Annotated in this window: 23 protein-coding genes; 13 read left to right on the top strand and 10 right to left on the bottom strand. The window is 62.7% G+C overall.

Annotation, left to right across the window (positions count from 1 at the left end):
* Nucleotides 1–104: 104 nt before the first annotated feature.
* Nucleotides 105–785: a phosphatidylserine decarboxylase family protein gene (locus ABD842_RS09620; protein WP_345112940.1), complete on the top strand. Its 681-nt coding sequence runs from the start codon at nt 105–107 to the stop codon at nt 783–785.
* A gap of 102 nt (nt 786–887) precedes the next feature.
* On the opposite strand, the gene ABD842_RS09625 is transcribed toward ABD842_RS09620, so the two are convergent.
* From ABD842_RS09625 to ribD, 4 genes are all read right to left on the bottom strand, one after another.
* Nucleotides 888–2,063, bottom strand: a complete 1,176-nt coding sequence (locus ABD842_RS09625; protein WP_345112942.1) for a glutathionylspermidine synthase family protein — start codon at nt 2,061–2,063, stop codon at nt 888–890.
* A gap of 37 nt (nt 2,064–2,100) precedes the next feature.
* Nucleotides 2,101–2,769, bottom strand: coding sequence for a Cj0371 family chemotaxis-regulating polar lipoprotein (locus ABD842_RS09630; protein WP_345112943.1), 669 nt, complete (start codon nt 2,767–2,769; stop codon nt 2,101–2,103).
* 117 nt (nt 2,770–2,886) lie between these two features.
* Nucleotides 2,887–3,369 carry a GAF domain-containing protein gene (locus ABD842_RS09635; RefSeq protein WP_345112945.1) on the bottom strand — a complete coding sequence of 161 codons (483 nt, stop codon included), beginning with the start codon at nt 3,367–3,369 and terminating at the stop codon, nt 2,887–2,889.
* Between the two features lie 111 nt (nt 3,370–3,480).
* Nucleotides 3,481–4,515 (bottom strand): bifunctional diaminohydroxyphosphoribosylaminopyrimidine deaminase/5-amino-6-(5-phosphoribosylamino)uracil reductase RibD, encoded by a 1,035-nt coding sequence (gene ribD / locus ABD842_RS09640; protein ID WP_345112946.1) that lies wholly within the window; start codon nt 4,513–4,515, stop codon nt 3,481–3,483.
* Between the two features lie 93 nt (nt 4,516–4,608).
* Here ribD and prmC point away from each other — a divergent pair, with 93 nt between their 5' ends.
* The 7 genes from prmC (at nt 4,609) to rfbA (ending at nt 11,894) form a co-directional block, all read left to right on the top strand.
* A complete protein-coding gene (gene prmC / locus ABD842_RS09645) occupies nt 4,609–5,469 on the top strand; it encodes a peptide chain release factor N(5)-glutamine methyltransferase (protein WP_345112948.1) in 861 nt (286 codons plus the stop codon).
* Nucleotides 5,470–5,601: 132 nt separating this feature from the next.
* Nucleotides 5,602–6,192 (top strand): acyltransferase, encoded by a 591-nt coding sequence (locus ABD842_RS09650; RefSeq protein ID WP_345112950.1) that lies wholly within the window; start codon nt 5,602–5,604, stop codon nt 6,190–6,192.
* Nucleotides 6,193–6,252: 60 nt separating this feature from the next.
* Entirely contained in the window at nt 6,253–7,551 is a 1,299-nt protein-coding gene (locus ABD842_RS09655; RefSeq protein WP_345112952.1) for a nucleotide sugar dehydrogenase, read from the top strand.
* 4 nt (nt 7,552–7,555) lie between these two features.
* A complete protein-coding gene (galE, locus tag ABD842_RS09660; protein ID WP_345112954.1) occupies nt 7,556–8,590 on the top strand; it encodes a UDP-glucose 4-epimerase GalE in 1,035 nt (344 codons plus the stop codon).
* Nucleotides 8,591–8,693: 103 nt separating this feature from the next.
* The gene (rfbB, locus tag ABD842_RS09665; protein WP_345112956.1) at nt 8,694–9,749 is read left to right on the top strand and encodes a dTDP-glucose 4,6-dehydratase; all 1,056 of its coding nucleotides are present in this window, start codon (nt 8,694–8,696) and stop codon (nt 9,747–9,749) included.
* Between the two features lie 109 nt (nt 9,750–9,858).
* Nucleotides 9,859–10,866, top strand: a complete 1,008-nt coding sequence (locus ABD842_RS09670; protein ID WP_345112957.1) for an SDR family oxidoreductase — start codon at nt 9,859–9,861, stop codon at nt 10,864–10,866.
* 146 nt (nt 10,867–11,012) lie between these two features.
* Complete coding sequence (gene rfbA / locus ABD842_RS09675) at nt 11,013–11,894, top strand: glucose-1-phosphate thymidylyltransferase RfbA (RefSeq protein WP_345112958.1); 882 nt, start codon at nt 11,013–11,015, stop codon at nt 11,892–11,894.
* 145 nt (nt 11,895–12,039) lie between these two features.
* Here the strand turns inward: rfbA and chrA are convergent, their stop codons facing one another.
* Together chrA and ABD842_RS09685 are read right to left on the bottom strand one after the other, a co-directional pair.
* Complete coding sequence (gene chrA, locus ABD842_RS09680) at nt 12,040–13,275, bottom strand: chromate efflux transporter (RefSeq protein WP_345112960.1); 1,236 nt, start codon at nt 13,273–13,275, stop codon at nt 12,040–12,042.
* A gap of 138 nt (nt 13,276–13,413) precedes the next feature.
* Complete coding sequence (locus ABD842_RS09685) at nt 13,414–14,391, bottom strand: isopenicillin N synthase family dioxygenase (RefSeq protein WP_345112962.1); 978 nt, start codon at nt 14,389–14,391, stop codon at nt 13,414–13,416.
* A 136-nt stretch (nt 14,392–14,527) separates the two neighbouring features.
* Here ABD842_RS09685 and ABD842_RS09690 point away from each other — a divergent pair, with 136 nt between their 5' ends.
* A complete protein-coding gene (locus ABD842_RS09690) occupies nt 14,528–15,358 on the top strand; it encodes a hypothetical protein (protein ID WP_345112963.1) in 831 nt (276 codons plus the stop codon).
* Between the two features lie 84 nt (nt 15,359–15,442).
* Here the strand turns inward: ABD842_RS09690 and ABD842_RS09695 are convergent, their stop codons facing one another.
* Nucleotides 15,443–17,431 carry a hypothetical protein gene (locus ABD842_RS09695; protein WP_345112965.1) on the bottom strand — a complete coding sequence of 663 codons (1,989 nt, stop codon included), beginning with the start codon at nt 17,429–17,431 and terminating at the stop codon, nt 15,443–15,445.
* A 308-nt stretch (nt 17,432–17,739) separates the two neighbouring features.
* Here ABD842_RS09695 and ABD842_RS09700 point away from each other — a divergent pair, with 308 nt between their 5' ends.
* Nucleotides 17,740–19,785 carry an OmpA family protein gene (locus tag ABD842_RS09700; RefSeq protein ID WP_345112967.1) on the top strand — a complete coding sequence of 682 codons (2,046 nt, stop codon included), beginning with the start codon at nt 17,740–17,742 and terminating at the stop codon, nt 19,783–19,785.
* A 154-nt stretch (nt 19,786–19,939) separates the two neighbouring features.
* Here ABD842_RS09700 and floA read toward each other — a convergent pair whose 3' ends face one another.
* Both floA and ABD842_RS09710 read right to left on the bottom strand, forming a co-directional pair.
* A complete protein-coding gene (floA, locus tag ABD842_RS09705) occupies nt 19,940–20,944 on the bottom strand; it encodes a flotillin-like protein FloA (protein ID WP_345112969.1) in 1,005 nt (334 codons plus the stop codon).
* 60 nt (nt 20,945–21,004) lie between these two features.
* On the bottom strand, nt 21,005–21,472 hold the full coding sequence (locus tag ABD842_RS09710; RefSeq protein ID WP_345112971.1) for an NfeD family protein: 468 nt from the start codon (nt 21,470–21,472) through the stop codon (nt 21,005–21,007).
* A gap of 151 nt (nt 21,473–21,623) precedes the next feature.
* On the opposite strand from ABD842_RS09710, the gene ABD842_RS09715 reads away from it, so the two are divergent.
* Complete coding sequence (locus ABD842_RS09715) at nt 21,624–22,217, top strand: Crp/Fnr family transcriptional regulator (RefSeq protein ID WP_345112973.1); 594 nt, start codon at nt 21,624–21,626, stop codon at nt 22,215–22,217.
* 69 nt (nt 22,218–22,286) lie between these two features.
* Entirely contained in the window at nt 22,287–22,847 is a 561-nt protein-coding gene (locus tag ABD842_RS09720) for a DinB family protein (RefSeq protein ID WP_345112974.1), read from the top strand.
* Between the two features lie 93 nt (nt 22,848–22,940).
* Here ABD842_RS09720 and proS read toward each other — a convergent pair whose 3' ends face one another.
* Nucleotides 22,941–24,416: a proline--tRNA ligase gene (proS, locus tag ABD842_RS09725; protein ID WP_345112975.1), complete on the bottom strand. Its 1,476-nt coding sequence runs from the start codon at nt 24,414–24,416 to the stop codon at nt 22,941–22,943.
* Nucleotides 24,417–24,624: 208 nt separating this feature from the next.
* On the opposite strand from proS, the gene ABD842_RS09730 reads away from it, so the two are divergent.
* On the top strand, nt 24,625–25,995 hold the full coding sequence (locus tag ABD842_RS09730) for a hypothetical protein (RefSeq protein ID WP_345112976.1): 1,371 nt from the start codon (nt 24,625–24,627) through the stop codon (nt 25,993–25,995).
* Nucleotides 25,996–26,003 lie beyond the last annotated feature (8 nt).

Here is a 26,003-nt window from a genome sequence, read left to right on the forward strand (position 1 = left end):
GCTGAGCTTTACGCTTCCTGTCGTTACTTTGCCTGCGCATTCGCCCCGCTTACCCTTACCACAGCCACTCGCCGCACGGCTTCTCCTGCGGTTGCCGCCACTCCATGAAGATTCACAAAGAAGGCCGACGCATCCTCTTTTTTACCCTGCTGGCCCTGCTGGCGGTCAACCTGCTGCTGTTTCAGCTGAACCGGCCCGCCGTCACGTTCAACCGCATTTTCGCGGGGGCCTCGGTCGTGGCCTTCCTGATTCTGCTGCAGTTTTTCCGCAGCCCGGCCCGCCGCCTGTTCACCCACGAAGACCTGATCATTGCCCCCGCCGATGGCAAGGTGGTGGTCATTGAGGACGTGCACGAGCCCGAGTACTTCGACGACGTGCGCAAGCAGATCAGCATTTTCATGTCGCCCATCAACGTGCACATCACCCGCAACCCGATTTCGGGCATTGTGCGCTACTTCAAGTATCATCCCGGCAACTACCTGGTGGCCTGGCACCCGAAGAGCAGCACCAAAAACGAGCGGACCACGGTCGTGGTCGAGTCGGAGGTGGGGCCGTTCGTGCTGTTCCGGCAGATTGCCGGCGCCATGGCCCGCCGCATCGTGTGGTACGTGAACGAGGGCGACGAAGTAAGCCAGGGCGAAGAGTTCGGCTTCATCAAGTTCGGCTCCCGCGTCGATATCTTCGTGCCCATCGATACGGAAGTGAAAGTACAGATCGGCGAAAAAGTCAAAGGTGGCCAGACCATCATTGCCCAGCTGAAAACCACGCCGCCGTCCCTGTTCTAAGCCCCGGCCGCTTCGAACCCGGCTAAGCCAGTACTCCTTTTACCACAACGGCCGCTCCTACCAGGAGCGGCCGTTGTGGTTGGTGCGGTTGGCTGACCCAGGCTACACCAGCAGATGGGGCACAAACTCCGACAGGTTGGTGATAAAGCCGGCGTCGCGGCGGAAGCTCAGGGCGCAGGCCTCACCAGCCCAGAATACGCCGGCCTGGTAGCGCCGTCCCTGCTGGTCGGTGGGCAGCTCGGCCCAGGCCTGGTACAGCTGGGGCTGCCCGGCAAACTCGCCGGCCATGGTGGTGCCGGCCTGGCCACCCGGGCGCAGCTCCGTCACGTTCTGTCCCTCGCGGCCCAGCACCGGCTTGCTCACCTGGTGGCCGCGCAGGGGCTGCAGGGCCGCTTCCAGCAGCAGCGGATGCTGCGGAAAGGCCTGCCACAGCCACGCCAGAATGCTTTTGCTCTGGAACAGCAGGACGTAGGCCGGGTTGGCAATGATGACGTCGCGGCGGAGCAGCAGCTCGGTCAGGTCGTGGGTGAGCTCGGGCTCTTCCGCGGCCAGAATTTCCCAGGGCACCAGCTTAAACAGAAAGCCGAAGCGCTGCCACTGCTCTGGCCCGGTCTGGGCCCACACGCCCTGGTCGGTGCCCTGGGTCACTACCTGCATGGCGTCAACCGGACTGACGTGCACGCTGGCAAAGCCTGCGGCCCGCGCCGCTTCGGCCATGATGGCGCAGTTGGCTTCGTCCTCGCCGCTGCCGGGCAGGTGCACCAGCAGCAGGCTGGGGTCGAGGTCGGGGTTGCGGGTGCGCCACTCGCCGAGCTGGCTCTGCAGGCCCTCAAACAGCCCGTTGGCCTGGCGCTCCTCCTCGGTATAGCCCGCCGCCACCAGGCTGGCCCACTGTACCACGGCCGTTTCGGGGAGGCTAGTGGCGGTGTCGGCATTGAATTCCAGCAGCTTGATGCCGTCGGCGGTGGCGGCCAGGTCGAAGCGGCCGTAGAGGTGCCAGTGCCGGTCATCGTTCCAGGAATGGCGCACGGCCGCCCACAGGCCGGTCGGGATGGCCAGCAGCTGCAGCAGCTCGTCGGGAATGGGGTCGGGAATGGACTCGACCAGCAGCTGGTAGAGCGTGTCGGCGGCCTGGAGCAGGGCTTCGGCCTCCGCCGCCGGCAGGGCCACGGCCTCGGGGGCCAGGTAAGCGGCGCAGGCCTCTTCCACGGCCCAGTTCCAGCCCAGCTGGCGAATAGCGGGCGTCACGTCGCCGGACAGGGGAAGCAAACGAATCATCGGGAAGGGAAAGGATGGGAAAACGCCGCGGGAAACCTTAGCCGCCAAAGCCGCCGCTGCGGCCGCCGAAGCCGCTGCTGCGACCCGACGGGGCCGCGCTGCGGTAGGTGCCGCCGTAGGCGCTGCGCGAGAAGGAAGGACTTTCCTGGATGCCCGCCGACCGGGAGCTGCGGCTGCCCGAGAAGCCGCGGCCGTAGAAGCCGCGCCCCTGCTGCTCCCGCTCCCGGCTGATGTTCTGGCGCCAGCCCTGGTTGCGCTGCATCAGCCCGGAGTTGGCATAGGCGCCGGGGTTAGGCGTCAGAAACCGGCCCGCCATGTAGCCGATGCCGCTCCACATCAGGATGTCCATCATGCCGGTGCCGGCCACCCGGTTTTCGGGTACCTGACGGCTGTAGTCCTGCATCTGCTTCTGCAGCGCCTGGCCCTGCAGCGTGTCGGTTTTGCCGTCGAAGTGGTGCAGAATGGCCGCCACCTCTTCCTTGCCGGCCGGGCGCTCCGCTGTCACTTTCCACTGGCCGGGCTTCACTTCGGTCATCTCCGTGATAACGCCCTCGCTGTAGGTGTCGCCGCCCCAGTCGTCGGTGACGGTTTCCTCGGCGGTGCGGTTGTCGGACGAGCAGGCGGGCAGTCCGGCCAGGCTGGCGGCCGCCGTGACCAGCAGCAGGTTGCGCCGCCAGTCGCCGAGCCGGTAGAATGATTTATTCATGACAGAGTAGGAGGGGAAGAAAGAGGGTGCAGCCCGGCCGGCCGGGAGCCGGGGCAGGGAAAGATAGAACCTTTTAGCACAACCAGAAGCCGGCCGAAACCGTGCCGGCGGGCCCGGCTAAAACCAGCGGCTCATCAGCGGGGCCAGCTGCTCCAGCGCCAGCTGGTCGTCGTGGTCGAAGTCGTTGAGCTGGTCGCTGTCCACGTCCAGCACGGCGACTACTTGGCCGTCGCGGATGATGGGTACCACGATTTCGGATTTCGACTCGGAGCTGCAGGCAATGTGGCCGGGAAACGCTTCCACGTCGGGCACGAGCAGGGTTTGGGCCCGGGCCCAGCTGGCGCCGCACACGCCTTTGCCGTGCCGGATGCGGGTGCAGGCTATCGGCCCCTGAAACGGGCCCAGCACCAGCTCGTCGCCTTTCACCAGGTAAAAGCCCACCCAGAAAAAGCCGAACGCCTGCCGCAGGGCCGCGGCGGTATTGGCCAGGTTGGCCGTCTGGTCCGGCTCGCCGGCCGTCAGGGCTTCGATCTGGGGCAGCAGCTGCCGGTATTTTTCGGCTTTGGTAAGCGTGGTATCGAGAATGAGTTCTTCGGCCATAGGAACAAAAGGAAAGTCAGGAGAATGAGACGGGTGCCTTCCCGGGAGCAAGACAAAAGTACGGGACCCGAAGTTGCGACTTCCGCCCCCCGCCGGCACCCGGGTTTTGCCTTAGGGCTTCAGGTACACGAATACGTGGTCTTCGCCGAGGGAAAACTGCTCGTGCAGACCCGACAGGCCGTGCTTGGGCGCCAGGATGCCGCCGCCCAGCGTGCGGGGGCTGCGGATGATACGCAGCTCGTCCCAGAGGCCGTCGCGCAGCAGGGAGCTGAGCACCGTGGGTCCGCCTTCCACCAGCACCGACTGCACATTGCGCTGGTGCAGGTTGCTGAACAGCTGCGGAAACAGGTCGTCGGCTTCCGACAGGGTGATGTAGCCCAGGTTGCCCTGGGTAGGACGGCTGCGGTAGGTATACACCAGCGTCGGCTGCTTGCCGTCGAACAGGTGGTGGGTGGGCGGCAGGCTCAGGTTTTTGTCGATGACGATGCGGATGGGGTCCGGGCCGGGCCAGTCGCGGGCGCTGAGGCGGGGGTTGTCGTGCAGGGCCGTGCGGGTGCCCACCAGGATGGCCTGCTCCTCGGTGCGCCACTGGTGGGTGGCCAGGTGGGCCAGCGGGCCGCTGATCTGGACCGGCTGAAAGTAGGGGCCGGCCAGGTAGCCGTCGGCCGTTTCAGCCCATTTCAGCACGATGTAAGGCCGCAGCTTCTCCTGGCAGGTGAAAAAGCGCCGGTTCAGCCAGCGCCCTTCGGCTTCGAGCAGCCCCGTTTCCACCCGGATGCCCGCCTCGCGCATCTTTTCAATGCCGCGGCCGGCCACCAGCGGGTTGGGGTCCAGGTTGCACACCACCACCTCGGGCACTGCTTTGGCAATGAGCAGCTCGGCGCAGGGCGGCGTTTTGCCGAAGTGGGCGCAGGGCTCCAGCGTCACGTACACCCGGCTGGCGGCTAGCAGGCGCGGGTCGGCCACGGCGGCCAGCGCGTTGACCTCGGCGTGGGGGCCGCCGTGCTGCCGGTGCCAGCCTTCGCCAATGATGCGGCCCTCGTGCGTTACCACGCACCCGACCAGTGGGTTGGGGCGGGCGTGGCCGGTGCCGAGGCGGGCCAGGTCCAGCGCGCGGCGCATCATCAGCGTGTCGAAATCAGTCATACCGGGTGGGAGTGTAGCTTTGCAAGGCCGAAGGTAGTTTGTCTGCGCGACAGATAAGCGCGGCTTTCCGCCCGATACTTTTCCGCTTTTTCCATGACCGTCCGGCAACTCACCACCGACCTTTCCCGCGCGCTGCAGGCCCTTTACCCGGAAGCGGAGGCGGCGGCCATTGCCGGCATCGTGACGGAGCACCTGCTGGGCTGCTCGCCGCTGCAGCGCCGCATGCAGGCTGCCGAGCCGGTGCCCGCGGCCGTGCAAGCGCAGCTGCCCGGGCTGCAGCAGCGCCTGCTGCGCCACGAGCCGGTGCAGTACGTGCTGGGCGTGGCCCACTTCGCCGGCCTGGAGCTGGAAGTGACGCCCGCCACGCTCATCCCGCGGCCCGAAACCGAGGAGCTGGTGCAGCTGATTATCCACGAGAACCAGGGCCGGGCCGGCCTCACCCTGCTCGACGTGGGCACCGGCAGCGGCTGCATTCCCGTGGCGCTGAGTGTAGCCCTGCGGCCGACAACAGCCTGGGGCGTCGACATTTCGGCGGAAGCGCTGGCCGTGGCCCGGCGCAACGCGGCCCGGTACGGGTGCGCCATCGGGTTTGAGCAGGTGGATATTCTGACCCGGGAGCCCCCGGCGGTGGGGCCGGCGTCGCTGAGCATTCTGGTCAGCAACCCACCCTACGTGCTGGAAAAGGAGCGGCCCCAGATGCGGGCCAACGTGCTGGACTACGAGCCCGGCCCCGCCCTGTTTGTGCCCGACCACGACCCGCTGCGGTTTTACCGCCGCATTGCCGAGCTGGGCTGCCGTTACCTGCGCCCCGGCGGCGGACTGTACTTCGAAATAAACGAGCAGTACGCCGCCGCAACCGGAGCGCTGCTGCAGGCCCTGGGGTATCAGCAGGTGGCGCCGCGGGTCGATATTTTTGGCAAAGACCGGCTGGTGCGCGCCACCTGGCCGGGCTAAGCCGCTCAACTTCACAGCCCCGGGATTTGGCGGCCGGCTAAACTTCTGGGGAGCGGCGCGCATAAACTTTTGAAAAGCCCTACCTTTGCCGGCTGAAAAACTGCCCGCGCCCCCGCGGCTTACGAAGCCCCAGTGACCGAAACCCCCGCCTACTTTGCGCATCCCACGGCCGTCCTCGACGAGGGCTGCCGCATTGGCCCCGGGAGCCGCATCTGGCACTTTTCGCACCTGATGCCGGGCTGCGAGCTGGGCGCAGGGTGCACCATCGGTCAGAACGTGATGGTGGCCGACGGCGTGCGGCTGGGCCGCAACGTGAAAGTGCAGAACAACGTGAGCCTGTACACCGGCGTAGAGTGCGCCGATGACGTCTTTATCGGTCCTTCGGTGGTGTTTACCAACGTGCGCAACCCCCGCAGCGCCGTGCCCCGCCGCGAGCAGTACCAGCTCACCCGGCTGGCCCGGGGCGTGAGCATCGGGGCCAACAGCACCATTGTGTGCGGGGTAAGCCTGGGCGAGTATGCCTTCGTGGGGGCCGGCTCGGTGGTCACGAAGGATGTGCCGGCCTACGCGCTGGTGTACGGCAACCCGGCCCGGCAGCACGGCTGGATGAGCGCCTACGGCCACCGCCTGGCCTTCGACGCCGCCGGCCGGGCCCGGTGTCCCGAAAGCCACGAACATTATTTACTGACTAATCATCAGGTTTCCCGTATCAGCACTCATTAAAAGCTGTCAGCCGCTAGCTGTTAGCTCATAGCTTTTTTTCAAGACCCTAAGTCCCTCATCGTGTACGAGCAACTCCTCCAGAAAAAGACCAAGCTTGCCGTTATCGGCCTCGGCTACGTTGGCTTGCCTATTGCCCTCGAATTTGCCCGCCAGATCAGCGTTATCGGCTTCGATATCAACGCGGCCCGCGTGGAGCTGATGCGCAATAACGTTGACCCCAGCGGCGAACTGGAAGCCAAGGACTTCGAGGGCTGCGACATCGAGTTTACCGACTCGCTGGACGTGCTGCGCGAGGCCACCTTCTTTATTGTGGCCGTGCCCACGCCCATCGATGAGCACGCCCAGCCCGACCTGCGGCCCCTGCTCGGCGCCTCCACCACCATGGGCAAGGTGCTCAAGAAAGGCGACTACGTGGTGTTCGAAAGCACCGTGTACCCCGGCTGCACCGAGGAAGACTGCATTCCGGTGATGGAAAAGCACTCGGGGCTGAGCTTCGCCAACGGCGACTTCAAGGTGGGCTACTCGCCCGAGCGCATCAACCCCGGCGACAAGGAGCACACCCTGGCCCGCATCGTGAAGGTGGTGAGCGGCTGCGACGCCGAGTCGCTGGATCTGGTGGCCAAGGTGTACGAGCTGGTCATCACGGCCGGCGTGCACCGGGCCAGCAGCATCAAGGTGGCCGAGGCCGCCAAGATCATCGAAAACACCCAGCGCGACGTCAACATTGCCCTGATGAACGAGCTGTCGATGATTTTTGACCGCATGAACATCAACACCTACGAGGTGCTGGAAGCCGCCGGCACCAAGTGGAACTTCCTGAAGTTCTCCCCCGGCCTCGTCGGTGGCCACTGCATCGGCGTCGACCCGTACTACCTGACCTACAAGGCCAAGGAACTGGGCTACGACGCCAAAGTGATTCTGAGCGGGCGCACCACCAACGACAACATGGGCGCCTACATTGCCCGCAAGACGGTGCAGATGATGATCAAGCAGGGCAAGGACGTGGCCAAGAGCAAGGTGCTGGTGATGGGCGCCACTTTCAAGGAAAACGTGGAGGACATCCGCAACTCCAAGGTGGCCGACGTGATTCAGGAGCTGAAAAACTTCTCCGTCAACGTCGACATCATCGACCCTCACGCCAGCTCCGACGAGCTCCACCACGAGTACGGCTTCCGCCTTACGCCCTTCGAGGAAATCGGGAAAGACTACGACGCGGTGCTGGTGGCGGTAAGCCATTTGCCCTACGCCCAGCTCGACGAGGCCTACTTCCAGTCCATCACCTCCGAAAACCCCGTGCTGGTCGACATCAAGGGCCTGTTCCGCGGTAAGATTCAGGACATGCACTACTGGAGCCTGTAAGCAGATGACGGATCAACGCACAAAAATACTGGTAACGGGCGGGGCCGGCTACATTGGCTCCCACGCCGTGGTGGAGCTGTATGAGGCCGGCTATCAGCCGGTTATCATCGATAACTTCAGCAACTCCCAGGTCTCGGTGCTGGACGGCCTGCGCGCTATTCTGGGCGTGGACGTGCCGTGCTACCGCATCGACTGCGCCGACGTGGCCGCCCTGCGCGACGTATTTCAGCGCGAAAGCGACATTCAGGGGGTGATTCATTTTGCCGCTTCCAAGGCCGTGGGCGAATCGGTGCAGCAGCCGCTGCTCTACTACCGCAACAACGTGGGCTCTTTGCTGGCGCTGCTGACGGTGATGGAGGAAGTCGGGGTGAAGAGCGTGGTGTTCTCGTCGTCCTGCACGGTGTATGGCGTGCCCGACAAGCTGCCCGTAACCGAGCAGACCCCCACGAAGAAGGCCACCTCGCCCTACGGCAACACTAAGCAGATGTGCGAGGATATTCTCAACGATGTGGCCGCGGCCGCGGGCAGCCCGCTGCGGACCATCCTGCTCCGCTACTTCAACCCGATTGGGGCGCACGCTTCCGCCCGGATTGGTGAGCTGCCTTTGGGGGTGCCCAACAATCTGGTGCCGTTTATCACCCAGACGGCGGCCGGTATCCGCGAGAAGCTCACCATCTACGGCGACGTCTACGATACCCCCGACGGCACCAATATCCGCGACTACATCCACGTGGTCGACCTGGCCAAGGCCCACGTGGTAGCGGTTCGCCGCGTACTGGCAGGCAGCAGCGCGACCGTCGAAACGTTTAACGTGGGAACCGGCCGCGGCAATACCGTACTGGAAGTGGTACAGGCCTTTGAGCGCGCCACCGGCCAGACGCTCAACTACGTCATTGGCCCGCCCCGGGCCGGCGACGTGCCCGCCATCTACGCCGACGCTACCAAAGCCGCCAGCGTGCTGGGCTTCCAGACCACCACTTCCCTGGACGACTCCCTGGCCAGCGCCTGGCAGTGGCAACAATCATTGGCGCAGGGGTGAGCTGAGGAAATGCTGGGTTAGCGGCCGCCGGTTTCGGGCAAGCCATTACCCCTGATTTTCGCGCTCAGTCTTCACGCCCTCACCTTCTCTCAATTTCACCGATATGAAAATCATCATCACCGGCGGGGCCGGCTTCATTGGGTCGCACGTGGTGCGCCTGTTCGTGACCAAGTACCCGGAGCACCAGATTCTGAACCTGGACGCGCTGACCTACGCCGGCAACCTGGAAAACCTGCGCGACGTGGAATCGGCGCCCAACTACCGGCTGGTGAAAGGCGACATCACCGACCAGGCTTTCGTCGACCAGCTCTTCGCCACCGAGGAGCCCGACGCGGTGATTCACCTGGCCGCCGAAAGCCACGTAGACCGCTCCATCACCGACCCGCTGGCCTTCGTGAAAACCAACGTGCTGGGTACGGTGAACCTGCTGCAGGCCGCCAAAAACCTGTGGAAGCCGCTGGGCTTCGAGGGCAAAACCTTCTACCACGTGAGCACCGACGAGGTGTACGGCTCCCTGGACTTCGGCCCCGACATGTTCACCGAGGAAACCAGCTACGACCCCCGCTCCCCGTACTCGGCCTCCAAAGCCGCGTCCGACCACTTCGTGCGGGCCTGGCACCACACCTACGGGCTGCCCATCAAGCTCTCGAACTGCTCGAACAACTACGGCCCGAACCACTTCCCCGAGAAGCTCATTCCGCTGGCCATTCACCGCATTCAGCACGGACAGCCCGTGCCGGTGTATGGCAAGGGTGAAAACGTGCGCGACTGGCTGTTCGTGAAAGACCACGCCACCGCCATCGACGCCGTGTTCCATAAGGGTACCGTAGGCGAAACCTACAACATCGGCGGCGTGAACGAGTGGGCCAACCTGGCGCTGATTCACCTGCTCTGCGACACGCTGGACGAGAAAACCGGCAAGGAGCAAGGCACGTCCCGCAAGCTCATCACCTTCGTGAAGGACCGCGCCGGCCACGACCTGCGCTACGCCATCGACTCGAGCAAGATCATGAACGAGCTGGGCTGGAAGCCGTCGGTTACCTTCGAGCAGGGCCTGAGCCAGACCGTGGACTGGTACCTGGAAAACGAAGCTTGGCTGAACAACGTAACCAGCGGCGCCTACCAGCAATACTACAACCAACAGTACGCTCAGCGCTAGGGCGCTGAGTAATTCTGAGTTATGAATTCTGAGTTATGAATTGCTCTGCGTTATCGGCCTGGAACAAGCCATAATTCAGAATTCATAATTCATAATTCAGAATTAAACCATGTACGAAACCCCATTTCACGACCAGCCGCTCGATAACCTGACCTTCCTGGTGACGGGCGGCGCGGGCTTCATCGGCTCCAATCTGGTGGAATATCTGCTCAAGTACGGCGCCAAGCAGGTGCGCGTGCTGGATAACTTCTCCAACGGCTTCCGCAAGAACGTGGAGCTGTTTGCCGCCAACCCGGCTTTGCAGGTTATCGAAGGCGACATCCGCGACCGGCAGACCTGCATCGATGCCTGCCAGGGCGTGGACGTGGTGCTGCACCAGGCGGCGCTGGGCTCGGTGCCCCGCTCCATCAACGACCCGATTACGAGCAACGACGTGAACGTGGGCGGCTTCGTCAACATGCTCGTGAGCGCCAAGGAAGCCGGCGTGAAGCGCTTCGTGTACGCGGCCTCCTCCTCGACCTACGGCGACCACAAGGCCCTGCCCAAAGTGGAGGACCGCATCGGCAAGCCCCTGTCGCCCTACGCCGTGACCAAGTACGCCAACGAGCTGTACGCCGACGTGTTCGGCAAAACCTACGGCATGGAAATCATCGGCCTGCGCTACTTCAACATCTTCGGCCCCCGCCAGGATCCGAACGGCGCCTACGCGGCCGTAATTCCGCTCTTCATTGATGCCGTGCTGGAAGGCAAGCCACCCCGCATGAACGGCGACGGCGGGCAGACCCGCGACTTCACCTTCGTGGAAAACTGCGTGCAGGCCAACATCAAAGCCGCGCTGGTGCAGAGCCCGGCGGCCGTGAACCAGGTCTACAACGTGGCCGTGGCCGACCGTACTTCCCTCAACGACCTGTTCAACATCCTCAAGGAGGAAGCCGGCTCCGACATCACCCCCGAGTACGGCCCCGACCGCGCCGGCGACATCCGCGACTCCCTGGCCGACATCAGCAAGGCCAATACCCTGCTGAGCTACCAGCCCCGGATCCGCATCCGCGAAGGCCTGCAGAAAACGCTTAGCTGGTTTAAAGAAAATCAGGCGTTTATTGCCGAACGAAATTAGCTTTGGTCGTCATGCTGCCTCTGGCGTCTTCCCCGGCGAAGCCTCTCTGCCATAGTGGTAATTAATTACTTTGGCAGTAGCGGTGCTTCGGCTTTGCTCAGCATGACGTTCTAAAATCCAAGACCCTAAGTCCCCAAGACCCCAATATGAAAGGTATCATTCTCGCCGGCGGCTCCGGCACGCGCCTGCACCCGCTGACGCTGGCTGTCTCGAAGCAGCTCATGCCCATCTACGACAAGCCAATGATTTATTATCCGCTGTCCATTCTGATGATGGCCGGCATTAAGGATATCCTGATCATCACCACGCCCCACGACCAGGCGCAGTTTCAGAAGCTGCTCGGCGACGGCTCGGCGCTGGGCTGCAACTTTCAGTACACGATTCAGGAAGTGCCCAACGGCCTGGCGCAGGCGTTTGTGCTGGGGGCCGACTTCATCGGCGACGACAAGGTGGCGCTGGTCCTGGGCGACAATATTTTCTACGGCACCGGCATTGAGGAGCTGCTCCGCTCAAACAACAACCCCGACGGCGGGGTGGTGTATGCCTACCACGTGCACGATCCGGAGCGCTACGGCGTGGTGGAGTTCGACGCCAACAAAAAAGCCCTCAGCATCGAGGAGAAGCCCGACAAGCCCAAGAGCAACTACGCCGTGCCGGGCCTGTACTTCTACGACAACGACGTTATCCAGATTGCCCGCGACCTAAAGCCCAGCCACCGCGGCGAATACGAGATAACCGACGTGAACCAGGAGTATCTGCGCCGCGGCAAGCTGAAAGTCGGCATCCTGGGCCGGGGTACCGCCTGGCTTGATACCGGCACCTTCGAAAGTCTGATGCAGGCCGGCGAGTTTGTGCGCGTTATCGAGCAGCGTCAGGGCCTGAAAGTCGGCTCGATTGAGGAAGTAGCCTACCGCCAGGGCTTTATCGACGCGGATCAGCTGCGCAAAATTGCCGAGCCCCTGCGCAAAAGCGGCTATGGCGACTACCTCATGCGCCTGCCCGAGCTTATGGTGGTGCGGCCCCGCTAGCCGCCGCCGCCCCGTTCATCGGCTACTTAGTTACGTAAAAAGCCACTTCCTGCCGGGAAGTGGCTTTTTACGTTGGCAGCGTGGCTTGTTGGGTTTGCTGGGCGTTGTCCCGCCGCCGGCCGAGCAGGTGCTTAGCCCCGGGCACCTAGAAAATGGCCCCCGCCAGCAGCCCCGCCGCGACAATAGCGTAGGAGGGGACCTTCTCCCAGAGCAGCAGGAAAAACGTGGCAGCTACCAGCCCCATGTTGGTCCGGGTATCGGGGAGCGGGTGGTAGAGCAGAAACGTGGCCGCGCACACCAGCCCCGCCGAAACGGCATTGATACCTTCCAGGGAGGCCTTTACCACGCGGTACTGCTTGAGCTGGTCCCAGAAGCGGATCAGGAAGAAGATCAGCAGGGTGCCGGGCATAAAAATACCGGCCGCCGCCACCAGGGCGCCCAGCACCTGCCCGCCGATGCCGCTGCCGTCGCGCCGCATGGCCAGTGCCCCGATGTAGGAGGCGAAGGAGAAGTTCGGCCCCGGCATGGCCTGCACCAGGCCCAGGCCCGACAAAAATTCCTGCGTAGTGAGGTAGTGCTTGAACTCCACAAACTCGGCGTAGAGCAGCGGAGCCAGCACCTGCCCGCCCCCGAAGACGAGGCTGCCGTTGCGGTAGAAGTTCTCGAATAGCCGCACGGGCAGCAGCCGGGTGTAGGAGCCCAGCAGGGCCGCCCCGATCAGCACCCCAATCCACAGTACAAAGTTGGCCCACTCAATCTTTAGCGGCTGCTTGTCGGTGTGCACTGGCATTTTACTATAGCGGAACGTGGTGATGGCGCCGCCCGCCAGCAGCAGCAGCGGCAGCAGCCAGGGCAGCTGAAACCGGTACGCCAGCATGGCCGTGGCCACCATTAGGGCTACCGACGTTTTGGTGTGAATCACCTTCTCAGCAATCTTATAGGCCGAATACGCCACGAAGCCCACCGCAATGGGCTGCACGTACTGCACCAGGTTGGCTACCTGGGTTTTGTCGAGGTACGTAATGGTCAGGCCCGCCAGGGTCATAAACGTGACGGCGGGCAGCATCCAGACCAGCACGGTAAGGTAGGCCAGGTTAGGCCCGCCCAGGCGGTAGCCGATGGCCGTAATGGTTTGAGTGGAGGTCGGGCCGGGTAGAATCTGGCACAGCGCCGTCAGCTCCAGCAGTTCGGCCGCCGTAAGGTAGCGGCGCTTATCTACCAGCAGCCGGAGCATCATGGCCAGGTGGGCCTGCGGCCCCCCGAAGGCGGTGAGGCCCAGGGTCAGCACATCTTTGAGGAAAATGATGCCCCGCACCCGCTTCGTGCGGGCTCCATGGCGGCCCCGGGGAGGCGGCGCAAGCTGGATTTCTTCCGTTTCCAAGACGAGTTGGGTGGAGTTTGCAGGGCGGTTGAGGAAAACAAAACACCCCAAAGTCACCCAACTTACCAAAATAAAATCGGTTGCCAAGGTTGAAGCCAACCCCGGCAACCGATTTCAAACAGTCAGCAGACGAGCCGCTTACTTTTTCTTCAGACCCAGCTCAATGAGCCGCTCGTTGAGGAATTCGCCGGCCGTAATGTCGGCTTCCTTCTTCGGGTTGTCGGTCGTGATGCAGCTTTGCAGCGCCGCCAGACTCATTTCGGAGCGGGGGTGCATGAAAAACGGTACCGAGAAGCGCGAGGAGTTCATCTTCTCCCGGGCCGGGTTGACCACGCGGTGAATGGTGCTTCTCAGCACCCCGTTGGTCAGGCGCTGCAGCATGTCGCCCACGTTGACCACAATCTGGTCGGGCAAAGCCGTGATGGGAATCCACTTGTCGTCGCGGCGCTTTACCTGCAGGCCGTCGGCGCTGGCGCCCATGAGCAGGGTAATCAGGTTGATGTCGCCGTGTTCGGCGGCCCGCACGGCATCGGCTGGCACTGCTTCCGGATTTTCAATCGGGAAATAGTGAATTGGACGCAGAATAGAATTTCCATTGCGTACCTTGTCGTCGAAGTAGTTCTCCGGCAGCTTCAGATACAGGGCAATGGCGCGCAACACGTCTTTCCCCGCCGCCTCCAGCGTTTTGTACGTGGTGAGCGTGCTCTGGCGGAACGAGGTAACTTCCTCGGGCCAGATGTTGTCGGGGTACTCGTGGCGGATGGGGTCGGTTTCGTCGTCCACCTCCTGGCCCACGTGGAAAAACTCCTTCAGGTCGCCGGTGTTGCGGCCCTTTGCATGTTCTTTGCCTTTACTAATGTACCCACGCTGCCCGGCCAGGGCCGGGTTTTCGTAGCGCTGCTTGGCATCGTCGGGCAAGGCGAAGAAGGACTTCACGTCGCTGTAGAGCGCCGTGGTCTGCTCTTCCGTCAAGCCGTGATTCTTCAGGGCTACGAAACCAATGTTCTGATAGGCTTCGCCCAGCTGTTGGACAAAGCGGGCCTTACGCTCCGGGTCACCGGAACGAAAATCGGCCAAGTCGAGGGAGGGAATTTCTTCCAACAATTTTTCTTCCATAGCGGAAAATCAATATACTTTTGAGCAAACCTTACGTATTGCGCAAGGTACTAAAAAATCATTCGTCGTTTCGCTGTCGGAACGCAACCGGACAATCGGTCCGATAATCTCGTAAACCATCCCATTTATTCCCCACATGAAAGCATCTGCTTTATTGGTGAGCAGCGCACTGCTGCTCGGTCTGGCCGCCTGCGATACGGCCAAACAACAACAGGATTCCGGTACGAACGCCACAGTCAGCTCTATTTCGAGCAATGCGGCGGCTTCCATGGAGAAAAATGGCCTGCGCCTGACTCCCTTTACCGACTCACCCAAAATGCCTGAAGCGCAGCTGCAGCTGAAGTCGCCGGCGTCGGGCTCATCGGTGCCGACCGGCAGCGTGGCGTTCGACTACGACATCACCAACTTCCAGCTCACCAAAATGACCGGTGGCATGCACGCCGGCGAAATGGCGACGTCTGAGCAGGGCCAGCACATTCACAACATCGTGGACAACGAGCCCTACACGGCTCATTACACCACCGAGTTTACCAAGCCCATTGCCGACGGCCAGCACGTGGTGCTGTCGTTCCTGTCGCGCTCCTACCACGAGAGCCTCAAGCACCGCGGCGCTTATGATTTGCGCGTGGTTACGGTGGGCAACCCCGCTACGGCCAAGCCGCTGGGCGCTGACCTGACGGCCCCGCACCTGTTCTACAGCCGGCCGAAAGACACCTATTCGGGCGCTGACGCCAAAAAGGTGATGCTGGACTTCTACCTGGTTAACACTACCCTGTCGCCGGATGGCAACAAGGTGCGCGCGACGATCAACGGGACCGAGTTCATGCTCGACCAGTGGGCTCCGTACATGATGGAAGGCCTGCCCGCCGGGCAGAACACCGTGAAGCTGGAGCTGGTCGACGGCAACGGCACCATGATTCCCGGCCCGTTCAACTCCGTCACCCGCACGTTTACGCTGCAGCCTTAGTCCGGCCGCTACCCCGGATTTAAACTCCCAACGCCCCCTTTCCGTCCGGAGAGGGGGCGTTGCTGGTTGAGCCCGGTACCCGGCCTACTGCCGCCAGCCCCCGATGCGCCAGTTTACGGCCAGCTCAAAGTAGGGGTACAGGTTGCGGGTCTCGCGGGCCAGCTCTTCCTCCGTGTAGCTGGTGCCGGCATACAGCCCGGTGCCCGGGTGGTAGCGGGAAAAGGTGCTCAGCTGCTGCAGCCACAAACTAGCGGTAAGGGCCAAGCCCGCGTTGGAATGCCGCTCGTACGCAATATCGGGGCCCTGCTGCCGGGTCACGTTGCGCAGGTAGATGAGGGAGGAGCTGCTCCCATCAGCAGCCACCAGGGCGGCGCGGCCGTGGGTGCGCTGCTCCAGAAAGCGGTAGCCCAGGCGCAGGCTGCTTTGCCCGCGGTTGCCGCTCCAGCCCTGCCGCAGGCCGCCCGCCAGATCGTGGGTGATGGTCGTATCCAGGGGGCTTTCCTTGAACTGCGGCCAGTTGAGCAGGCCTACGCGGTTTTCGCGGCGCACGTAGTCCAGGGTTACAAGGCGACGGGGGCTGAGCTGGTAGCTAAGATTCTGCTGCTGTTCGAGTACCCGGCTGGCGCGGTTTTTTAGCTGCTCACTGGCCCGGTCGCGCACTTGGTAGCTTACCCACAGGTGATAGGTGGAGCGCAGGCTGAACGGGCCCGGCGCCCAGGTAAAGCCGGGTTCCCAGTGTAGCAGGTGGTCGGCGTAGTTTTCGGCGCTCTGGGCCGCTTTCACAAACACGAACTGCCGGTACTCGCCCCCGGCGGCCAGGGTGGTGCGGAAAGTGCCGGCCCAGCGGCCAGTCCAGGTGAGGCGCAGCAGGTGCTGGGCTTCGTCGCGGTCCTGCTCGTTTTCCGGGCTGGGCGTATCCACGCGCAGCAGCTGGGCGCTGCCCAGCAGCGTGAGGGCATGGCGCGGCCGGAGCAGCCACGTCAGCTCCGACTGCCACAGGGTGGTTTTTTCGGTGATGTCCTTTACCTGCTCCCGGGCCTGAGCCACCTCCAGACGGGTTGGGGAAAGCAGGCGGTTGTTGTTGAGGGAGTAGCTGCGGTTTCGCTCCCGGTAGTTGAAGGTCAGCATAAACTGCAGCTTACGGCTGCTCACGTGCAGCTCCTGCCGGGTATCGAGCTCCCGCTGGTGGTAGCGCAGGTTCTGCACCGTATCCGACTCGGCCGCCAGCCGGCGGTACAGAAAAGCCCGGCTGGGCAGCACCAGGGAGTTGTCGGACCGAAACGCAACCCGGTCGGCGAGGCGGTACGCCCAGGTGAGCTGGGAGGCCACCGTATCACTCTGGATGCGCTGCACATTGCCGGGAACATAGTCTTCGGCCCGGTTGGAGCGGTAGCCCAGGCGCAGGGCCGCGGTGGAGTATTCGTCGACCGTCCGCTCATAAAATCCTTCCGCCACCGTACGCTGCCAGATCCGCGGCCCCAGGTTCGAACGGGTGCCGGACAGCCGCAGGGCTACCGGCTGGGTTGATTGGCGGTCGGGGTAAACCAGCGTGGTTATATCCAGACCGTAGGACGGGCCCAGGTCGCGGCGGCCGTTGCGGGCATCGTAACCCAGGCCGCCAAACAGCACGTAGCGGGCCACCGACAGCGTATCAGCGGTTTCCTGAGGGCGCAGGCGGTGCTGATAGCCCAGCCGGCCCAGCCACGCGCCGGAGCGGGTGGCGTTGGCGCGGCTCTGCTCGTAGTGCAGCAGCTGGCCGGCCTGCCAGCCCCGGCCCAGCGCCACTGTATGCAGCACGTGCGTCAGGTAGTCTTCCCGCACGAAGGGCGGCCGGCCCCGCTCGTCATAAAGCCACTCGCTAAGCAGGCGGTAGCGCAGATTCTGGCGGGGCGTGAAGCTGTAGCCGCCCTGTAAGCTGGTTTGCTGGGCGTAGGTGCTGACGCCCACGCGCCGGGCCCGGAACGAAAGCAGCAGCAGGGAGTCGGCGCTGGGCTCACGCAGCAGGTCGGGGCTGCTAACCTGGGCCCGGGCCGGCAGCACCCCGCCCACCGCCAGCAGCAGGCTGACGAGCAAGGCAACTGAAAAGCGGGCACCGCAGCAACGCATAGCAAACAGATAACGGGCGGCCTCTGCACAGCGCGGCCACTATTGCGTAAGGTAGCTAATCGAGCCGCGGACCGCAACCGTACCGATGCCGGGGGAAGCCGTGGTGGCTGCCACGTAAAAAATAATAGCCGGCCCCAAGCTCCTCTGCTTATTTTTGGGTTGGCCGGGGGGACTCGTCGTAACTTCACGGCCGCTGAGGACGTCTTTGTGTTCAGGGTTGCCATACGGGTCGGTTCAGCATGTGTCTGCCGGTCTTTGCTTTGCCACTATAGCTTATGATTGTTCGGAAACTTTTTCTGTCGGTAGGGTTGATTTTGGGCGGCGCCGGAACGGTACGGGCGCAACACGCTATCTGGGCGGCGAAAGTGGTGGCGGTATCTTCGCAGAAGGCCGAGGGGAAAGAAGCTTTTTCGCCCGAAAAGGTGCTGGGGGAGCCCAACGCCCAGCCGCTGGGGCAGATCAGCAACGACGCCTGGATTCCTAAGAAAGAAGGCGCCAACGAGTCCATCGAAGTGCGGTTCGGCAAGTCGCTCGTGGCCAAGCAGGTGACGGTGGTCGAAAACTTCAACCCGGGCTCCGTCGTCAAAATTGAGCTGGTAGATACCCGCGGCACGAAGCACCAGGTGTACACCAACGACACCCCGGGCCCCATTCCGGAGCCTTTCCGCTCCCTGCAGGCCACGTTTGCGGCCGGCACCTACCGCACCATCGGCGTGGTGGTGACGATGAACACCAAAGCCGTGAACGGCGTCAACCAGATCGACGCCATCGGTATTGCCGACGTGGCGGAGGTGATGGTGAAAAAGGAGTTTACCAACGTGACGCAGGAAGGCGGGGTCCGCTTCGACTCGTCGATGGTCAACCTGGGCCCGAACGTCAACTCCAAGTACGTGGATACTCACCCGGTAATTACGCCCGACGGCAAGACGCTGTTTTTTGCCCGCCAGGAGTCTCCGCAAAACGTGGGCGGCGCCAACGATGGGCAGGACGTGTGGTACAGCACGCTGGCTAATGCCGCTAAAAAAACCTGGACCTCGGCCAAGAACATCGGCGGCCCCATCAACACGCCCGGCCCCAACGGGCTGGCCTCCGTGTCGTCGGATGGCAACAGCGTGGTGCTGATCAACGTGTACCGGCCCGATGGCACGCTCGACCCGAAGGGGGCCAGCATCTCGCGGCGGACCAAAACGGGCTGGAGCATGCCCGTCAAGATTGAAATCGAGGACTTCTACAACGACGACCCCGAGCACGTAGATTACTTTCTGGGCACGTCCGGGAAGGTGCTGCTGATGGCCGTGGCCCGCAAGGATGGGCAGGGGGACCAGGACATCTACGCCAGCTTCCTGCAGCCCGGCAATACCTGGTCGCGCCCCAAAAACCTGGGGGGAGCGGTGAACAGCAAGAAGCCCGAGTTTGCGCCGTTTCTGGCTGCCGACGGCAAAACGCTGTACTTCGCCTCGGAAGGCCACGGCGGCTACGGCAACGCCGATATCTTCTACTCCAAGCGGCTGGATGATACCTGGACCAACTGGACGGCGCCGCGCAACCTGGGCTCCAGCATCAACTCGCCCGATTTCGACGGCTACTTTACGCTGGCGGCTTCCGGCGAAGACGCCTATCTGGTGTCGTCGCGCAAGGGCATCAACAACTCCCGCGACATTTTCCGCATCAACCTGACGCCCCAGTTCAAGCCCGAAGTAGTGACGCTGGTGCGGGGGCGGGTGCTGGACGCGGCCACCCAGAAGCCCGTGGCCGCTACCATCCGCTACGAAAACCTGCTGACGGGGGAGGAAATCGGGGTGGCCGAAACCAGCCCCGTCGATGGCTCCTACACCATTGTGCTGCCCTCGGGCGCCCACTACGGCTACCGGGCCGAGTCGCCGAACTACCTGGCGGAAAGCGACAACCTGGATGCCACCGACAAGCAGAAGTACAGCGAAATCACTCAGGACTTGTTTCTGGTGCCGTTTGCGGTGGGCTCTACTATCAAGCTGAACAACATCTTCTTCGCCCAGAGCAAATACTATCTGCGCGAAAACTCCTACCCCGAGCTGTTGCGGCTGGTGCGCGTACTCAAGGACTACCCGAGCGTGGAAATCAAGCTCGAAGGCCACACCGACAACCAGGGCGACCCAACCCTGAACGTGAAGCTGAGTCTGGACCGCGTGAATGAGGTCAAGAAATACCTCGTTTCAAAAGGCATTACCAGCAACCGTATCACCACCGAAGGCTTCGGTGGCGCCAAGCCCATTGCCAGCAACGACAAAGAGGACACCCGCCGGCTCAACCGCCGGGTAGAATTCCGGATTACAAAGAAGTAGCCGGTCATTACGTGGCGCAAGCCGTCCGCCGCCGGACGACCAACGCCTCTTTCAACCAAGAAAGCCCCGCCGTATGGCCGGGGCTTTCTTGGTTAATAGGGCTTTCTTTATTGCTCCGCCTTGCGCGCAATGCCCGATCCTGCCGAGCCGCGGACTAGCTCAGGCGGCCTTCCTCCCGGCTGGGCTTGGCGCTGCCGCCCTGGCCGCCGGGGTTGGCAATGGAGTCGCGCATGTCGGTATCGGCCTGCACGTTGCGCATTTTGTAGTAGTCCATCACGCCCAGGTTGCCCGAGCGGAAAGCGTCGGCAATGGCCTTCGGAATTTCGGCTTCGGCTTCCACCACGCGGGCTTTGGCTTCCTGGGTTTTGGCGCGGTTCTCCTGCTCCACGGCCACGGCCATGGCCCGGCGCTCCTCGGCTTTGGCCTCGGCTACTTTCAGGTCGGCGTTGGCCTGGTCAATCTGGAGCTTGGCGCCGATGTTGGTCCCGATTTCGATGTCGGCAATGTCGATGCTCAGAATTTCGAAGGCCGTGCCGGCATCCAGGCCCTTGCTGAGCACGAGCTTGGAAATCCGGTCGGGGTGCTCCAGCACCTCCTTGTGCGACACCGACGAGCCGATGCTGGTCACGATGCCCTCGCCCACGCGGGCCAGGATGGTTTCCTCGCCGGCGCCGCCCACCAGCTGGGTGATGTTGGCCCGCACCGTCACGCGGGCAATGACGATGAGCTGAATCCCGTCCTGCGACACGGCCGCCACGTTGGGCGTGTTAATCACCTTCGGATTTACCGATGTGGTGACGGCCTCAAACACGTTGCGGCCGGCCAGGTCGATGGCGGTAGCCTGCTTGAAGGTGAGCGGAATGTTGGCCTTGTCGGCCGAAATCAGGGCTTTGATAACGCTGGGCACGTTGCCCCCGGCCAGAAAGTGAGTTTCCAGCTCGTTGCTGGTCACCTGCAGGCCGGCTTTGGTGGCCGTGATGAGGGAATTGACAATGAGCGTCGGCGACACCTTGCGTACGCGCATGAGCACCAGCTGAAACAAGCTGACCCGCACCCCCGAGAAAATAGCCGTTATCCAGAGGCTGATGGGGAAGAAGTACAGAAATACCAGCAGGGCCACGCCGGCAATGGCTACCGGGACGATGGGGAAGTTATTCATGGAGCGAAGGTGAGTTGGTGCTTAAATCAGGGAAATAATAATGGGTGGAAAGCTGCCCGGCTAGCTCACGGCCTCCACTACAATGCGGTTCTGCTCGATGCGCAGCACCCGCACCTCCGCGCCGGTCGGCACAAACTCCCCGCGGGTTACCACTTCGCGGCGGTGCTCGGCAAAGAGCACAGTGCCCGAAGGCCGTAGCGCCGACAGGGCGCGGCCAGTAGCGCCGGGCTGCACGTCGGGCAGGCGGGCGTCGCGCACGTGCCCGTCGTTGACGTCGGTGAGGGCCAGCCGCGCCATGTTCTTGGGCCGTAAGCCAATGTAGATAATCACGCCCGCCAGCACCAGGGCCGTAATCAGCGTGACATGGCCGGCCGACGAGCCCAGGTCGCGGTACCCAAACCAGATGCCGGCGGCCAGCAGCGCAAAGCCGGCCAGGCCCACCACCGTGGTGCCAGGAATGAAGAGTACCTCGGCAATGAGAAACAGCAGGCCGAAAAACAGCAGCAGGGCAATGCTAATCCAGTCCATGAGAGATGTAGGCGAAAAGGGTGAGGACGCTCTAAAGATACGCAGAAAGAGGCCGCGCCAAGGCGGCTATTCGCCACCTAAAGCGTATTTTCGCAATACCTCTGCCAGTACCTGTTCGCCCGTTGCCCCCAAGGTAAAACCGCGGCTGCCCATGACTTCTGCGCCTTCAGCTCCCGACCCCTCTGCTCAGGCCATGCTGGCGGCGCTGCTGCGGCAGGTACCGTTTCTGACGGTGGCTGATATTGCCGCTTTCCTGCCGCTGTGGCGCAAGCACACCAGCCTGAAACGCGGCGACTTTCTGATTCAGGCGGGGCAGGCCGAGCACCACCTGTACTTCGTGGGCGAAGGCACTCTCCGCATCTACTACCCGAGCCGGGCCGAGGAAATCTGCGTGGGCTTTGCCTACGCCAACACGCTGGTGTGCTCATTTCCCGCGTTCGTAGCCGGGCAACCGTCGGAATACTGCATTCAGGCCCTGCGCCGAAGTGAGTTGATCGGTATCAGCCGCACCGACTTCTCGGCCATCATGGAGGCGTACCCCAATTTCGCCCGGTTCTGGCGACTGGAGCTGGAGCGGGCCGTGATGGGGCGCATCGAGCGGGAAATAGACCTGCTGCTGCCCGAGCCGGAGCGCCGGCTGGCCCGGCTGTTGGCCCGCAGCCCCCACCTGTTCCAGCTCATTCCCAAAAAGTACATTGCTTCCTACCTGCGCATGACGCCCGAAACACTAAGTCGGCTGCGCTAAATCTTGCGTTCAATCAAGGTTTGCCAGAGCTAGGATGAGGAGCTTTGCCTGACTCAAAGCCCTGCTACTATGAACGTCACCACTTTCCTGGAAACCCTGCACGGCCGGGTGCAGCACCTACACACGACCGTCAGCACCGATTTCGCGCCCCTGGAAGCCGCGCTGCTGAACTTCAAGCCCAGTCCCGAAAGCTGGAGCATGCTGGAATGTCTGGAGCATTTGAACCGCTACAGCCGCTATTACAACGAGCGGCTGGCCCAAGCACTGGCCCAGCCGGCCTCAAGGCCTTCTCGGGCAGTCAGCCACAGCTGGCTGGGTAAAAAGTCCATTGCTACGGTGCGGCCCGAAAACCGTAAAAAGCAGCGGACTTTGGCCCGCATGAACCCCAACCGGAGTCAGTTAGGCAAAGCAGTCGTGGAAGAATTTTTACAGCATCAACGTCAGCTCCTGGCTCTGCTTACGTCGGCAAAAAAAGCTGATCTGAACCAAAAAGCCATTCCGGTCGAGTTTTTTCGTCTTCTCAAACTTACTATCGGCGACGCGCTGGAGTTCGTGGTAGCCCACCAGGAACGGCACGTGCAGCAGGCCGCCCGGGTACGGCAGCAACTGCGTCTGGAGCTCAGCGTGTAAATCCGTAGTTGGTCCGGAGACGCAGAAAAAGCCCCGCCAGAGCTCTGGCGGGGCTTTTTCTGAAATAATAAGCGCGGTCTTTCGGCTGTGAGCTTAGTAAGCGCGGGCGAAGTACACGCGCCGGGCGCTGGGCTGGCCGGTGAGCATGTCCACGCCTTCCTCATCGGGCTCGGCCAGGGCCAGGCAGCGGATGGTGGCTTTGGTTTCTTCCTTGATGCGCTCCTCGGTTTCGGCGGTGCCGTCCCAGTGGGCTACCACGAAGCCACCTTCGCCTTCCAGCGCCTGCTTGAACTCCTCGTAGGTATCGACGCGGGTGGTGTGCGACTCGCGGAAGCGCAGGGCCTTGTTGTAGATGTTGGCCTGAATGTCGTCGAGCAGCGCGGCTACGTGGTCCACGATATCTGCCAGGGGCAGGTTCATCTTTTCCTTGGTGTCGCGGCGGGCCACTTCCACCGTGCCGCTTTCCAGGTCGCGCATGCCGACGGCAATGCGCACGGGCACGCCTTTGAGTTCCCATTCGGCAAACTTGAAGCCTGGCCGCTCGGTGTCCCGGTCGTCGAACTTCACGCTGATGCCGCGGTCCAGCAAGCCCATCTGCATGGGGCGAATGCGCTCCGCCAGCTCTTCCAGCTGTCCGGCCTTGTAAATGGGCACAATGACCACCTGAATCGGGGCCAGCTTGGGCGGTAGCACCAGTCCTTCGTCGTCAGAATGTGCCATCACGAGGGCTCCCATCAGGCGGGTGCTCACGCCCCAGCTGGTTCCCCACACGTGCTCGAGCTGGCCTTCCTTGTTGGTAAACTGCACGTCGAAGGCTTTGGCGAAATTCTGCCCCAGGAAGTGCGAGGTGCCCGCTTGCAGGGCTTTGCCGTCCTGCATCAGGCCTTCGATGCAATACGTATCGAGGGCGCCGGCAAACCGCTCGTTTTCCGTCTTCACGCCTTTTACTACGGGTAAGGCCATCCACTCCTCGGCAAACTGGGCGTACACGTCCAGCATCTGCCGGGTTTCGGCCACGGCTTCCTCGGCCGTCGCGTGGGCGGTGTGCCCTTCCTGCCACAGAAACTCGGCAGTGCGCAGAAACAGGCGGGTGCGCATTTCCCAGCGCATCACGTTGGCCCACTGGTTGATGAGCAGCGGCAGGTCGCGGTAGCTCTGAATCCAGCCTTTATAGGTACTCCAGATGATGGCTTCCGAAGTGGGGCGGATGATGAGCTCCTCTTCCAGCTTGGCGTTGGGGTCTACGCGGAGCTTGCCGGGGTTGTCGGGGTCGGTCTGCAGGCGGTAGTGGGTTACTACAGCGCATTCCTTAGCGAAGCCCTCGGCGTTCTTTTCCTCGGCCTCAAACATACTTTTGGGCACGAGCAGCGGAAAATACGCGTTCTGGTGACCGGTGCGCTTGAACATGTCGTCGAGCTGGCGCTGCATCTTTTCCCAGATGGCGTAGCCGTAGGGTTTGATGACCATGCAGCCGCGGACAGCCGAGTTTTCGGCCAGGCCCGCCCGCTTCACCAACTCATTGTACCACAGAGAATAATCTTCACTGCGCTTGGGCAAACTTTTACTCATAATCGGGGTATCTTTGGTAGGGGAAAAGCTCCGAAAGCTGGTACAAGATTTGTCTTGGCTTTGGGCACCGTTTCGCCGCCAAATTACGTTAAAAATAAACCGGAGTACCTGGGGTTGGTCAGACAACCATTCGGCCCCGGTTAGCCTCTTCTGGCTAACGGTTCACTCGTTCTCCCTCTTCCGGCCCTTCCTTTACGCGCCAGCAGCCATGAAAAAGACTTTAACCGCATTCTTACCGGCCCTGGCCCTGCTCGCGCTGGGCAGCTGCGCCGGCACGTCGCAGCTTACCTCCACGGAGGATGACGGCGTGTACTATTCCTCCAAAGATCGTACTACCCAGAACGCCACGGCTTCGGTGGCCCCATATACGCAGTCAGACGCGCCGTCCCAGCAGGGTACGGATGCGGGCACTGGTACTGATGAGGCCGTCAACCCGGAGTACCGGAGCGGCCGCTCGGGTAGCTCCTCGGGCTCTCCGGCCAGCACCGAGTATTACGATGACGACTACGGCTACGCGTCCCGGATCCGGCGCTTCAACCAGCCCGTGTACCGCGGCTTTGGCTACGGCTACTATGATGTCGTGTATGCTGACCCCTTCTGGTACGGCGGGGGCTATTCTCCGTACAGCAGCTGGGGTCCGGGCTACTATGGCGCCTACTACGACCCCTTTTACAGCCCCTACACCTACGGCGGCACCTATGTCAGCATCAATATCGGCTTTGGCCGGCCTTACTACGATCCGTGGCGCTACGGCTACGGGGGCTACGGGTATCGCGGCTTTGGCGGGTATGGGGGCTATGGCGGTTACTACGACGGGTACCGCAACGGGGGTTATGGCGGCTACGGCAACAACTACAATAGAACCAAAACCTACAACGGCCCTCGCCGCGACGGCGCCCGGGAAGCCGTTTCCTCTACAGCTGGTCAGAGCACCACTGGTCGTAGCCGCGGTCGTATGGCCGAAGGCGGCGTTGCCAATCCTACCGGAGGTCTTACCAATGGCAGCAACGGCAGCACCAACAATGGCCGTGCAGTTGTTCCGGGCCGGGGTCGGATAGTAGAAAACAACCGCGGCGGCGTTTCGCAGGAAATGCCCATCCGGCAGCAAATCGGCAACCAGAACAACGGAGTGCTGAATGAGCAGCAGCTCAAAGACCGGGAAGCGAAGCTCGGTCAGGCTTCGGGTGCCGCCGAGCAGCCGCGGCTGGATACCAATGGCTCGCGGGGCCGCTGGCGGGTGGTTGATAACGGCAGCTCTTCCGGTTCGGCTACCGATGTATCGCCGGCCACGCCGCAGGATTACACGCAGCCCCGGCGGAGCCGCTACCGCGAAATGCAGCCCGAGCAGTCGGGTAGCAGCGACCAGCAGCCTCAACAGCAGCGGCGGCCAGCCCGGCAGCGCATTGTCAGCAGTGATGCCGGTCAGTCTGGCCAGACCAGTGAGCAGCCCGTGCGGCAGCAGCGCTCTTCCGCTGAGCCGTCGCGCACTTACTCGCAGCCCAGCAACTCCGGTGGTAACAACTCGGGAGGTGGCAACTCAGGTGGCGGTGGTGCCCGGGGTCGGGGCCGGATGCAGTAAGCAGCCCG

It is taken from the genome of Hymenobacter algoricola (assembly GCF_039539525.1).
In the GTDB taxonomy this organism is placed as follows: Bacteria; Bacteroidota; Bacteroidia; order Cytophagales; family Hymenobacteraceae; genus Hymenobacter; species Hymenobacter algoricola.